Source organism: Streptomyces sp. TAA204, from assembly GCF_000424965.1.
In genome coordinates this window covers 1-13,256 of the sequence record NZ_AUKW01000002.1, presented here as the reverse complement: position 1 = coordinate 13,256, position 13,256 = coordinate 1, and the positions used below count along the sequence as shown (strand labels likewise).

General features: G+C 71.1%; 6 protein-coding genes. 2 read left to right on the top strand and 4 right to left on the bottom strand.

The window, feature by feature from the left end:
• Positions 1-9: 9 nt before the first annotated feature.
• Positions 10-1,392 carry a glycosyltransferase gene (locus tag H343_RS0103015; protein WP_028429931.1) on the bottom strand — a complete coding sequence of 461 codons (1,383 nt, stop codon included), beginning with the start codon at positions 1,390-1,392 and terminating at the stop codon, positions 10-12.
• 248 nt (positions 1,393-1,640) lie between these two features.
• Here H343_RS0103015 and H343_RS28545 point away from each other — a divergent pair, with 248 nt between their 5' ends.
• The gene (locus tag H343_RS28545; protein ID WP_051264519.1) at positions 1,641-4,595 is read left to right on the top strand and encodes a LuxR family transcriptional regulator; all 2,955 of its coding nucleotides are present in this window, start codon (positions 1,641-1,643) and stop codon (positions 4,593-4,595) included.
• 78 nt (positions 4,596-4,673) lie between these two features.
• On the opposite strand, the gene mhpA is transcribed toward H343_RS28545, so the two are convergent.
• From mhpA to H343_RS0102995, 3 genes are all read right to left on the bottom strand, one after another.
• Positions 4,674-6,323, bottom strand: coding sequence for a bifunctional 3-(3-hydroxy-phenyl)propionate/3-hydroxycinnamic acid hydroxylase MhpA (mhpA, locus tag H343_RS0103005; protein ID WP_051264518.1), 1,650 nt, complete (start codon positions 6,321-6,323; stop codon positions 4,674-4,676).
• 94 nt (positions 6,324-6,417) lie between these two features.
• A complete protein-coding gene (locus tag H343_RS0103000) occupies positions 6,418-7,629 on the bottom strand; it encodes a 3-deoxy-7-phosphoheptulonate synthase (RefSeq protein ID WP_028429929.1) in 1,212 nt (403 codons plus the stop codon).
• Between the two features lie 46 nt (positions 7,630-7,675).
• Entirely contained in the window at positions 7,676-8,704 is a 1,029-nt protein-coding gene (locus H343_RS0102995) for an FkbO/Hyg5 family chorismatase (protein ID WP_199778863.1), read from the bottom strand.
• 277 nt (positions 8,705-8,981) lie between these two features.
• Between H343_RS0102995 and H343_RS35465 the strand changes: the two genes are divergently transcribed.
• A partial coding sequence (locus H343_RS35465; protein WP_037902236.1) for a beta-ketoacyl synthase N-terminal-like domain-containing protein occupies positions 8,982-13,256 on the top strand: 4,275 nt, incomplete at its 3' end.

Sequence of the window (13,256 nt, the reverse complement as noted above, 5' to 3'; positions counted from 1 at the left end):
GGCCCCGGCTCAGTCCGCCAGCGCCGGCAGACCGCGGATCAGTTCGGCCGCGGCGGGCCTGCCGCCCGCCGCCTGCTGGAGTTTCGCGAGCGCCTCGGCACGTTCACGGAACGAGCTGTCCTCCAGCACCCGGGTGAGCTTGTCCACGACATCGTCCGGATCGACGGTCGCCGACCGGTCGAGCCGCAGGCCGACACCGAAGTCCTGGGCACGGACGGCCTGGTCGTAGCAGTCCACCCACAGCGGGCGCAGAACCATCGGCTTACCGAAGTAGAGGCTCTCGTGGTAGGCGTTGCCGCCGCCGTGCGTGAAGAACGCCTTGACGGCGGGGTGCGCCAGTACGTCCAGCTGCGAGGGCACCCAGCCCTCCACACGCAGATTCCCGGGCAGCGTCTCCAGGGGCGGCAGCCATTTCTGCTGCTCCTCGGGCAGCTTCCACAGCACGTCATGGCGGCCCTCCAGGCGCCGGGCCACCTCCACCAGGGCGCCCACCTGCTCCTCGGTCAGCCGCGTGATCGTCCCGAAGCCCATGTAGACCACGGATTCGCGGGCATCGAGCCATTCGGTGAGGTCGCTCGCCGCCGCCTGCGGAAGCGGCGGAATCATCGCGCCGACCATGTGCATCATGTCCGGGATGTCGAAGGAGTAGTCCAGCTCGGGAACCGAATAGCACAGCACCGTCTCCGCGTGCTCGACCCTGGCCAGCAGGCCGTTGGAGGCAGGGTCGATGCCCAGCTCCTCGCGGACCCGGGCGTCTCGCGCGTTGCGCTTCCGAAGGGAGGAGGAGAGGAACATCGCCATCGTGCGCCACTTGAACAGCCGGTTCGCCATCCGCTGCGTGAAGCTCTTGTCGTATCCAAGGCCCGAACTGGGCACCGGGAAGTCCGCGGGCACGTAGGACCTGCCCACCGGCACCGTCGAAGCGAGCACGTTGCTGGCGACGTTGGGGACGCTCAGCACGTACGGGATCTTCTTGGTGATGGCCAGCTCGTACCCGTACTGGCACAGGCACTCGATGACCATGAGGGCCGGCTGGATCTTCTCCACCGCCTCCTCGAGCCTCTGGTACTTCGCCACCCGCAGCTCCGGGGCGAAGGTCTGCTCGATGACGGCGCGGCGCGCCTTGAACCGCGACCGCTGGGTCACCCGTCGGTAGGTCTCGTCGTCCCAGGTGACCGAACTCATCTCCGGCACCACGTCTCCGAGCGAGACGAACCGGAGCGGCGTGTCCACGCCCGCCGACTCGACATCGGACCGCCGGTGCTCGTCCGTGGCGAAAAACAGATCGTCCACGCCCTGGCGGGAGAGCTCCTCGGCCAGGACCAGCATCGAGTTCAGCAGGCCGCTCTCCGGAAGCGTCACGAACAGGACCGGCCGTCGGCTCGTGCTCATCGGCAACACCCCTCAGGAGTAGCGGCTGACGCGGCCGGTGCCGGGTGAGGCCCTCCAGCCCGAACCGCTTCCGTGCACGCTTTTCCATTCCGGGGCACAGCCTGCCCGCAGGGGACGGCCGCTGTCCTCGTCCGTCCGGAAAGTTGAGGAGAACCCCTAGTTCACGCCTTCGGCAGTGCCGGCAGTACACGGTGACCTGGAACGATGGCCGAACGTCAGAACTGGCACCGGGCGAGAGGTTCTGGATCATGACCGGGACGACCGACGACGGGAGGGTTCGGCCCGGTGGCCTTGCCGAGCGCGACGAGCAGTGGTCCTGCCTGACGTCCCTCCTCGCGGACGCCACATCCGGACACGGACGGGTGGCCCTGGTGACGGGGCCCGTCGCCGGCGGCAAGACGAAACTCCTGCACGCATTCGCACGTCACGCGGAACGCTCCGGCGCCGAGTTCGTCAAAGCGGTCTGCTCGCGCTCCGAGAGCGCCCTGCCCTTCGGTGTCGCCGCCCAGGTCTTCCGCGCGCTCGCACTGCCCGGTGCCCGTGCCGAGGAGGTCACCGGCCTTCTGCGGAGCGCCACTTCCCCGGCCGGCGCTGTGCCGGACGCCGGGAACGGCGACCCTTCCGACCCGGCCACGGCCCGAGTCCTGCACGAGCTGTGTCTGGAGTTGCTCGACCACGCGCGCACGGGGACGCTGCTGATCGGCGTCGAGGACGTCCAGCACGCCGACCTCCCCTCGCTGCACTGGCTGCTCTACCTCATCCGCCGGCTCGCCCCGGCCGGCGCGCTGCTGGTGCTCACCGAGACGCCGGGTCCGCGGCCCGCACCCTCCCCCCTGCACACGGAGTTCCTCCGGCATCCGCACTGCCACCGCGTCACGGTGGGCCCGCTGTCCGAACAGGGCGTGGCGAGCGTCCTGGGGAGCAGGCTGACCTCTCCGGCGGCCCGGAGGACCGCTGCCGCGGCCCACCGCTTCAGCGGTGGCAACCCGCTGCTCGTACAGGCGCTGCTGGAGGACCAGGAGGCCGCCGCGCCGGGGATGTCACGCGTTTCGCGGGGCAGTGCCGCGCTCGTCGTGCCGCACAACGCCGAGACCAGTGCGGGAGCCAACTTCCAAAGGGCGCTGCTGAGTTGCCTCGACCGCTGCGAACCGGGCGTACGGTCCGCGGCACGCGCACTCGCCGTCCTCGGCGATCATGCGCGGCCGGCGGGCCTCGCGGGGCTCCTCCGCGCGGACACCGGCACGGTCGACAGGGCGCTGAGCACCATGAACGACGCCGGACTGCTCGACGGCGGACGGTTCCGGCATCCGGCGGCCCGGGACGCGGTGCTGGAGAGCATCCCCCCGCCGGAACGCGACGCGCTCCACCTCGCCGCGGCCGCACTGCTGCACAGCGAGGGCGCGCCCGCGGCCGACGTCGCGCCCTACCTCGACCGGGCCGGGGAGTGCGGGGATCCCACCCTCGCGCCCGTCCTGGCAGAGGCGGCCGAGCACGCGCTGCGCCACGAGCGGACCGAGGTGGCCGTACGCTACCTGGAGCTGATCCACCGCGGATGTGAGGACGAGCGCCAACGGGCCGCGACAGAGGTCAAGCTGGTCTGCGCCGAGTCCCGCACCAATCCGGCCGCCGCCGCCCGCCGTCTGCCCGCTCTGGCCGACGCCGTCCGCGCGGGCACCCTCACCGGCCGGGACGTCACGGCGCTGATCGTGCCGCTGCTCACTCACGGCCGCGTCGAGGACGCCGCAGACGCCCTGGACCGGGTACGCCGGGCGGACAACGCCGGCGGCCACACAGACGGCCCGGGGGCGGACGGTCAGGCAGCGGACACCCGTGCGGCGGCCGAACTGCGGGCCGCTGAGATGTGGCTGGCCTGCTCGTACCCACGCCTCGCTCACCGCGCACAGCTTCCCCACCGGCCGGACAGGCGCCAGGGCGAACTGGTCAGTCCAGCCACCGGGCCCCTTCTCAACGCCGCCACCGCGCTGGCCCAGGTACTCACACAGGGCGCCGCCGAGCATGCCGTCACCGACGCCGAACACGTCCTGCAAACCGTCCGGCACAGCGACACCACCTCCTGGGGGACGGAACCGGCCCTGCTGGCCCTGCACGCCCTCATCTACGCGGACCGGCTCGACATCGCGCAGCCGTGGTGCGAACGCCTCCTGGAGGAGACCAAGGACAGGGGTACGGCCCCGGGCCAGGCCCTCTTCGCCGCCGCCCGCGCGGAAATCGCCCTGCGGCGCGGCGAGTTGGCTCTCGCCGCCGACATGGCGCACGAAGCCCTGACGCTCATGCCCCCGGCGGCGTGGGGAGTCGCGCTCGGACTGCCGCTGGGCTGTCTGATCGCCGCCGAGACACGCAGGGGCAGGCACGCCGAAGCCGCCGCACACCTCGAACAGCCCGTCCCCGAGGCGATGTTCCAGACCCGCTACGGACTTCACTACCTGCACGCCCGGGGACAGCATTACCTCGCCGCCGACCGCCACTACGCGGCCGTCGCCGACTTCCTCTCCTGCCGCGAACTGATGACGGACTGGGGCCTGGACACGCCGGGCCTCGTATCGTGGCGGACCAGCACGGCGGAGGCGTGGCTGCGCCGCGGCGGCAACAATGAGGAGGCCAAGCGGCTGGTCAACGAACAGCTCGCCAAGCTGGGCCCGGGCAGCTCCCGCACCAGGGGAGCGGCGCTGCGGCTGCTGGCCGCCCTCACCAAGGCACACCACCGGCCCCCGCTGCTCGCCGAGGCGGTGGCGATCCTCGAGGAGCACGGCGACCAGTACGAACTGGCCCGTTCGCTCGCGGATCTCAGCTCGGCACACCGGGAACTGCGCGCACACCGGCGTGCGTGGAGCGTGGCCCGCAGAGCCTGGCACGTGGCGCACACGTGCGACGCGACCGCGCTGTGCGAGGAGTTGCTTCCCAGCCGTACCCGGGGCGAGAGTCCGGAACGCGGCGCGCGGGAGCGGCGCGGCCCCGAACGCGGCGTCCCGCAGGCGGGCTTGGCCGAGTCGCTCACCGACGCGGAACGCAGGGTCGCCGCGCTGGCGGCCGCCGGGCACACCAACCGTGAGATCGCGGGGAAGCTGTGCATCACCCCCAGCACGATCGAGCAGCACCTCACCCGCGTCTACCGCAAACTCCGCATCAAGTACCGGCGGGACCTGCCCCCCGACCTCCAGACATACCTGCCGGACACCGCCTGAAGCGGCCCGTGCGCCGCGGGGACCTCCCTCCCGCTGCGCCGACCCCGGCCCCGGGTTCCGGCGGCCGGCCGGATCAGATCACCTCGCGACAGCGGCCTTCGGCCTCGACAGGCCGGCGGAAGCGGTGAGCTGCCTGCGCAGGTCACGGACCAGACGGGAGAGGTCCGCGCGGTCCCGCGCGGTGCCGAAGATGTAGAAGTCCGGACGCACCAGCGCCCCGACCTGCCCGCTCTCCGAGAGATAGGGGAGGTAGAGGTTGTCCACGTCGACGACCTCGTGCGGCCGTATCTGCTTCGGCGGAGTGCCGACGGGCAGCACCCGCACCAGGTGCGCGCCGATCTTCTCCAGGAACGCGAGGCCGTTCGCGTCCAGTGCCTCGTAGGGGTCGAGGGTGGTGAGGAGTGTGAAGCCGCGTCCCACGACGTCGTCGAACAGGCCCCGCTGCTCGCCGCGGGCCACCTTGCCCTGGGGAGAGAGGTCTCCGGTCGGTCCGGCACCCCCGCTGCGTGGGTCGCGCCGTACGATGCCGCACTCCAGGGGGAAGAACGAGGGTGCCACATCGGGCCGCTGGGGATCGTCGCGCATGGCGCCCAGGTACGCGTCGCGCCGCTCCGCCGCGGCCGGGTCCAGCTCGGAGACGATCTTTCCGACCTCGATGGACATGTCGATGGTGTGCCGCACCTGCTTGCCGCGTTCGGCCGGGTAGGTGTCGAGCAGCCTCTCTCCCGCGACGCCGCGCAGGACGAGGTCGAGTTTCCACGCCAGGTTGGCCGAGTCCCGGATGCCGGAGCACATGCCCTGCCCGGCGAACGGCGGCATCTGGTGGGCCGAGTCCCCCGCCAGCAGCATCCGCCCGGCCCGCCACTTCTCGGTCATGCTGGCCTGGAAGGTGTAGACGATGTTGCGTGTCAGTGTCGCGTTGTCGGGCGTGACACCGTGCGGTTCGAGGAGTTTCCACATGGTCTCGACCGTGCTGAGTTCCTCGACGCTCTCGCCCGGCAGCCGCATGAACTCCCAGCGCCGGTGGCCGCGTCCGCTGGCGACGATGGTGGTCGGGCGGGCCGGGTCGCATATCTGCACGTCGTTCGGCGTGAACTCGCGGGGTTCGTGGAAGACGACGTCGCACAGCAGCCAGTCGTGCCGGAAGCCCAGATCGGTGACCTCGGCGCCCATACGTTCACGCACGAAACTGTTCGCGCCGTCGCAGCCCACCACCCACGACGCCGTCAGCGGACGGTCCCCCAACCGGGGCCCGGACGCCCTTACTTCGGCATGATCCCCGTGGTCGGTGATGTCCTCGGCCTTGTGCCCGCTCAGCAGCGTCAGTCCGGGAAGGGTCGCCGCGTGTGCCCGCAGCGCCGTCTCGAACGTCGGCTGGTGCATCACGGTGGCCTTCGGCCAGCCGTCGCGGTCGGCCTCGTAGGGCGCCTCGAAGCTGAGCAGCGTCCGGCCGGCGGCGTTCTGGAAGGCGTACTCCCCTAGGGGCTCGCCGAGTTCGTTCAGCGAGCCGCCGATTCCGGCGGCGGCGAAGCTCCGCGCGGTCTCCCCGTCGAAGGCGACCACACGCGGGAAGGGGTACTGGTCGCTGTACTGCTCCAGAATGGTGACCCGCCACCCCTGCTGCGCGAGCAGGATGGACAGGACCAGTCCGACGGGCCCGCAGCCGACGACCGCCACGTCCGTATCGGTCTCCCGGCCGGAACCGGAGGGCTCAGCAGAGGTTGGCATCTCTCTTCCCGCTCACTTCTCGCTCGGTGTGGATCCGACAAGCGGACGCCCGTGGCGACCGCGCGCTGTCACCCTAGAAGGCCGCAGGTGCGGATCAGAAGACGGTGTCGATGAGTTCGAGGGCTTGTACTGGATTCAGCCGCGGATCGCAGAGGGACTCATAGCGCTCCTCCAGCGCCGCCTCGTCACGCACCGGCCCGCCGAGGCACTCGGTCACCTCCCCCGACGCCACCTCCAGATGCAGGCCGCCCGCGTGCATTCCGGCGTCCTCGACGACCTGCCGGAAACAGCGGGCCTCCTCGATCAGGTCCCCCAGATGCCGGGTCTTGATCCCGGAGCCCGTACGGAAGGTGTTGCCGTGCATGGGGTCGCTGAGCCACACCACGGGGTGACCGGAGCGCCGTACGGCACGGACGATCGGGGGCAGAGCCTCGGCCACGGACGCCTTTCCCATCCGGACGATCAGAGTCAGCCTGCCGGGGACGCGGTCCGGGTCGAGCACCTCGCACAGCCGCACCACTTCCCGCGGGGTCGCGGACGGCTCGATCTTGCATCCGACGGGGTTGCTGACCGACGACAGCAGCCGCACATGCGCCCCTCCGGGCTGCCGAGTTCGCGCACCGGCCCACGGGAAGTGCGTGGACCCGAGGAACCGCCGGCCCGTGGCGGGATCCCTGCGCACCAGCGCGTTCTCGTAGTCCAGGACCAGCGCCTCGTGACTCGACCACGGCCCCCGCCACCCCTCGCCGCTTCCCGGGTCCTGCGCCGCGTCCCACCGGTGCCCGCGCAGCGCGCCCATGACCTTCGCGCTGGCCCCGTACGCCCGCAGCATCCGGTGCGGATCGTGCCGGCGGGCGTGGACGTCCGGCGCGGCGGAGTTGACCGAGTCGCCCCGGTACACCGGGATCTCCGCACCGCCGACCGTCTCCGTGGGACGCGAACGCGGCTTGGCGTACTGGCCCGCCATCCGTCCGAACCGCACCACGTCCTGCGAGGTGCGGCGCCCCAGCTGCTCCGCGAGGCGGCCGAGCACCGCGACCTTCTCACGCGTACGGGCGGGACCGCTGTCGGCGAAGCTCTCTGCGCAGTCCCCGGCCTGGAGCACCCGCGCGAAACCGGACGCCACCGCGGCCAACGCCTCCCGCGCCGCCTCCGTTTCCGCGGCGCTCACCAGCGGCCGGGCCGAGAGCAGAGCGCCGTGAACACGACCGAAGTCGGGATGGGTGTGCCAGTCGGGCTGCTGCGAAGCCGGCGGGGACTCACGTCCGGCCGGTTCGCGCTGTGTCAGTCTGCCGGCGAGCTGCATTCGGCCAGATCTCCCATTGGTCTCAGGCGGCGGTCTCAAGCGGGCGTCAGGCGACGATTCCCTCGATTTCCACGAGGAGATCGGAACGGCAGATGTCCACGTTCAGGAACTCGATGTCGGCGTCCGGGGCGAAGGCCTGCTCGCACAGGTCCCGCACCGCCGGCACGTGCTCCGGGTGCCGGACGTAGACCTTGATGTTGCGCAGATCCGAGAGCTCACGGCCCTCGGCGAGCCCGTGCTCCGCCAGGTTCTCCGCCCCGACGACATGGGCGATGTTCTCCAGCGTGAGACGGCACTGCCGGTCGATGTCCCCCTGGTGCAGCGTCTCGTGGCCCCGGATGCTCGCCGTCCCGGAGACGTAGATCTGGCCCGACGCCAGACCGGTGTGGTCCCTGGCCAGACACGTCGCCCTGGAGAACTTCGGCGGCCGGGGACCGTAGCGCACCGGATAGTGGTACGGCGGTATCTGCTTGGTGTTCTCCACCGAAGCGATCGCCCCCGACCGGCTCGCAAGAAAGTAGAACGCTATTCCGCCGCCCAGTGATCCTATTCCGGTCGCGGCAGGCAATTCGGTCCCGCTGAACCGGAACTGCTCGAAAGCCTCGGCCCTGCCGCGGCAGAAGTCACGGTAGACCTCGAGGCCGTCGGCGTTCTCCCCGTTGATGTCGTTGACGAAATTCCACATGCGGAAACAGTTCTTGAAGCCGAGGGTGTCCATCAGGTCCAGCGCCTCGACGTACGCGGCCCTTGTTTCCTCCGCGTAACGCGCACCCTCGGGTATGTGGCCCGCGCAGAACAGATACTCGCCGTCATGCGCGTACACGATTCCCTCGCGCCGCCCCGACTCCACAGGGCGCCCCGCGGTCCAGACCTCGGCGAACCCGCTCTCCCGCGGTCCCGTCATGTGGAGGCTCAACTCCGCCGTCCCGTCCGCCACGCGCGGCCCGGAACATTCCGACGTGTACCGCACGACACCCAGAGCGGTACCCAGGGGCGGTTCGGCGTCGATTTCCTTGAGGCTCACGAACTTCGAAGAGGGCAGGCAATCCGGCGGCTTGCTGTGTTCCATCGTCATCCCTTCCTGAGTGCCCGCCGCGCTCCCGGCCACAGGAAAAAGGTGAGCCCGGGGAACCGGAGGTCCGAAGGACGGATCTTTCTTATCCGCGTCCCCGGCGACGTTAGCAGCGCTCGCGCACGCTTTTTCCTCCGTGCCCGGCCCGACCGGCCCAGGGGGAGAAGATAGGGGGGTGGCAGGGGTTTGTTAGGTGATTTCCTAGTGACGGCGGTGGGAGGCTGCGCCGGTAGCACGCTGTTGCGGATGACCGGAGCCTGAACCAGGGAGCGCCGTCGGGATGTTTCGTATCGAGCTGATCCGCCCCTTGTCCGAGCTGCTGCGTGAACACGCCGACCTACGGGGGGACAAACCCGCCTTCCGCGACCGCAGGCAGACCCTCACCTACACGGACTTCGAACGCCGCACCCGCCACCTCGCGGGCCACCTCGCCGACCTGCGCATCCAGCCCGGCGACCGCGCCATGATCTACCTCGGCAACTGCGTCGAGACCGTGGAGAGTTACCTCGCCGTCGTCCGCGCCAGCGCTGTCGGCGTCCCCCTCAACCCGCACTCCGCCGACGCCGAACTCGCCTACGTCCTCGACGACAGCGGAGCCAGGGTCGTCATCACCGACCCGGCACACCTCGACCAGGTCCGCACGATGCTCCCCGAACGCCCCTACCTGCGCATCGTCGTGACGGGGGAGGAGCCCCTGCCCTGGGACGCGGGCGGCACCGTCGTCTCCTACCAGGACCTCGTCACCACCGAGCCCGCCGCCCCCGCACGCGACGACCAGAGCCTCGACGACGTGGCCTGGATGCTCTACACCTCCGGCACCACAGGCAAACCCAAGGGCGTGCTCTCCACGCAGCGCAGCTGCCTGTGGTCCGTCGCAGCCTGCTACGCGCCCATCGTCGGACTCAGCGAGGACGACCACGTCCTGTGGCCCCTCCCTCTCCACCACAGCCTCGCCCACGTCCTGTGCGTCATCGGTGTCACCGCCGTCGGCGCCACCGCACGCATCCTCGACGGCTTCTCACCCAACGAAGTGCTCCAGGTCATGCGCGAGGAGTCCTTCACCTTCCTCACCGGCGTTCCCGCCATGTACCACCGCCTCCTGACCGCGGCACGCGAGGAAGGCGTACACACCGGACAGCTTCAGCGCTGCCTCACCGCGGGCTCCGTCTGCCCGGCCTCACTGCGCCAGGGCTTCGAGGGGACCTTCCAGGTCCCGCTGCTCGACGGCTACGGCAGCACCGAGACCTGCGGCCTGATGACCGTCAACTGGCCCGAGGGCGCCCGCGTCGACGGCTCCTGCGGACTCCCCGTACCAGGTCTGTCGCTGCGGCTGGTCGACCCCGACAGCGGCGCCGACGTCCCCACCGGCCACGAGGGTGAAGTCTGGGTCCAGGGCCCCAACCTCATGGCCGGCTACCACAATCAGCCCGAAGCCACCGCCGCCGCCCTTCCCGGGGGCTGGTACCGCACCGGCGACCTCGCCCGGCGTGACGCGTACGGCTACGTGAGCATCACCGGCCGCGTCAAGGAACTGATCATCCGCAGTGGGGAGAACATCCACCCCGGCGAGGTCGAGAACGTCCTCCTCCAGGTCGAGGGCGTCGCCGACGCCGCCGTCGCCGGCCGCCCCCACGACGTCCTCGGCGAAGTGCCCGTCGCCTTCGTCGTGCCCGGCCCCGGCGGCGTCGATCCCGAACAGCTCTACGCCGCCTGCCGCGAGCAACTGTCCAACTTCAAGGTCCCCGAGGAGGTGTACGAGACCGAAGACATCCCCCGAACCTCCTCCGGCAAGATCACCCGGCATGTGCTGCTCGACCGCCCCGCCCGCCTGCGCGCCGCGGGCGGCAGCCAGCACGAGTCCCTGCTGCGCACAGACTGGCTCCCGCTGCCCTCCGTACGCGCCGCCGCCGAACCCGCCCCCACCCGCTGGACCGTCCTCGGCCCCGACCCCTTCGGCCTCACCACCGCCCTCGAGGAAGCCGGACACGACGTCAGCGCCCACGACGGCACCGACGCCCTGCACGCCGCGGTCGAAGCAGGTGCCCCCGCCCCCGAGATCGCCGTACTGAGCTGCCCCGACGACACCGACCCCGGCGGCCACCTCGCCGCGACGGCGGACGCCGAACTCCGGCGCCTCGAAGGCATCCTGCACGCGTGGGCGCAGGACGAACTCCTCGCCGGGACGCGGCTGCTCATCGTCAGCCGCGGCGCCGTCGCCACGGGGGCCGGTGAGCAGGTCACGGACCTCGTGCACGCCTCCCTGTGGGGGCTGTTGCGGTCCGTGCAGGCGCGGCACCCCCGACGGTTCACGCTGCTCGACCTCGACGGACGTGAGGAGTCCCGTGCCGTCGCGGAGGTCGCCGCGGCATCGGACGAACCGCAGCTGGCGGCACGTTCGGGAGTGGCGCTCACGCCGAGGCTGGCGCGGGTGCCGGTCTCCGCGGAACGCGACCGCGTCCTGCGGCCCGACCCCGACGGCACAGTCGCCCTCGCGGGCACGGTCAGTCCCATGGGCGCGGCCCTCGCCCGCCATCTCGTCGCCGCGTACGGCACCCGCAATGTGCTGCTGATCAGCCCGGGGGGCCGAGCCGAGGACGCAACGGCCGCCCTGGAGAGCGAACTTGCCGCACTGGGCGCGAATACCACCGTGGCCGCCGGCGACATGACGGAACGTCAGGAGCTGGCGGCGGCGCTCGCACGGGCCGGGAGTCCCCTGACCGCCGTGATCCACTGCGCGGACGAAGCGGACACGGACGTCCCGCCCGTCCCCGCGGTCCTCACGGACGACCACCACCGGGCGTTCCGTGCCGTCGCGGAGGGAGCGGTCAGCCTCCACCAGCTCACCAAGGACACCGACCTGGCCGCGTTCGTGACGCTCGGCCCCGCGGAGGGCGCGCTCGGCGCGGCCGGACACGGCGAACAGGCCGCCGCCCATGCCTTCCTGGACGCCCTCGCACACCACCGTCGGTCCCGTGGCCTGCCCGCTCTCTGCCTGTCGGCGGGGGCGTCCGCGTCCACACAGGAAATCACCGCCATGTTCGACGTGGCCGTGCCCGCCGGCCTGACACAGGCCCTCGTCATGCGTGTCACCGGCGGGGAGCTGCTGGAGCAGACACAGCCCTCCACCGCCGTGCCCGCCCTGCTGCGCGGCCTCATCGACGTCACACCGCACCTGGCCAAGCCCGATGAGCGCGACCTGTCGGCGCTGCGGCAGCGCATGGACGGAATGTCCCCCGAAGAGCAGCACAGCCATCTGCTCGATCTGGTCCGCGGCGAGATGGCGAACGTCCTCGGCCTCACAGGTGTCGAACGCGCCGCGACAGCACGGACGTTCAGGGAGATCGGCCTCACGTCCGTGAGCGCGGTCCAGCTCAGCAGCCGTCTGACCGCGGCGACGGGCCTCGCCCTTCCCGCACCCGTGGCATTCGACCACCCGACACCTGTCGCACTCGCCCGGCACCTGCGGGCGGAGCTGCTGGGACAGCGGGCGGGGGAGCTGCCGGGGGAGCGGACGGCGACGCCCGGCACGGGCGCCGTTGGCACGGCGGCGGGCGCTTTCTCGACGGGCGTCACCGGACCTGCAAACGCGGCGGAACATGCGGCGCCCGCAGCGGACGAACCGATCGCCATCGTGGGCATGGCCTGCCGCTACCCGGGCGACGTGCGCTCCCCGGAAGACCTGTGGCGTCTCGTGTCCGAAGGCACCGATGTCATCTCCTCCTTCCCCTCCGACCGGGACTGGGACCTGGATGCGCTCTTCGACAGCGGCACCAGGGGGCGTACAGGCACGAGCGACACCCGCCACGGCGGATTCCTGTACGACGCCGCGGACTTCGACGCGGGCTTCTTCGGCATCTCGCCACGCGAGGCGGTCGCGATGGACCCGCAGCAGCGGCTGCTGCTGGAGACTTCCTGGGAAGCCGTCGAACGGGCGCGTATCGACCCGACAGCGCTGCGCGGCACCCGTACGGGCGTCTTCGCCGGCGTCATGTACCACGACTACGGGACCGGCCTGGCCACCCCTCCGCAGGGAACCGAGGGGTACTGGACGACCGGCACCGCCGGCAGCGTCGTGTCCGGACGGATCGCTTACACGCTGGGGCTCGAGGGGCCGGCGGTGACGGTGGACACGGCGTGTTCGTCGTCGCTGGTGGCGATGCACTGGGCGGCGCAGGCGCTGCGGCAGGGCGAGTGCTCGCTGGCGCTGGCCGGTGGCGTGACGGTCATGTCCACTCCCAACACCTTCGTGGAGTTCTCACGTCAGGGCGGGCTGTCGCCCGACGGACGGTGCCGGGCATTCTCCGACGACGCGGACGGCACCGGCTGGTCCGAGGGCGTGGGCGTGCTGGTGCTGGAGCGGCTTTCGGATGCGGAGCGTCATGGGCATCGGGTGCTGGCTGTTGTGCGCGGCAGTGCGGTGAATCAGGACGGTGCGTCGAACGGTCTGACGGCTCCGAACGGTCCGTCGCAGCAGCGGGTGATCCGTCAGGCGTTGGCCAGTGGTGGTCTGTCCGCTGGTGATGTGGATGTGGTGGAGGCGCACGGTACGGGCACG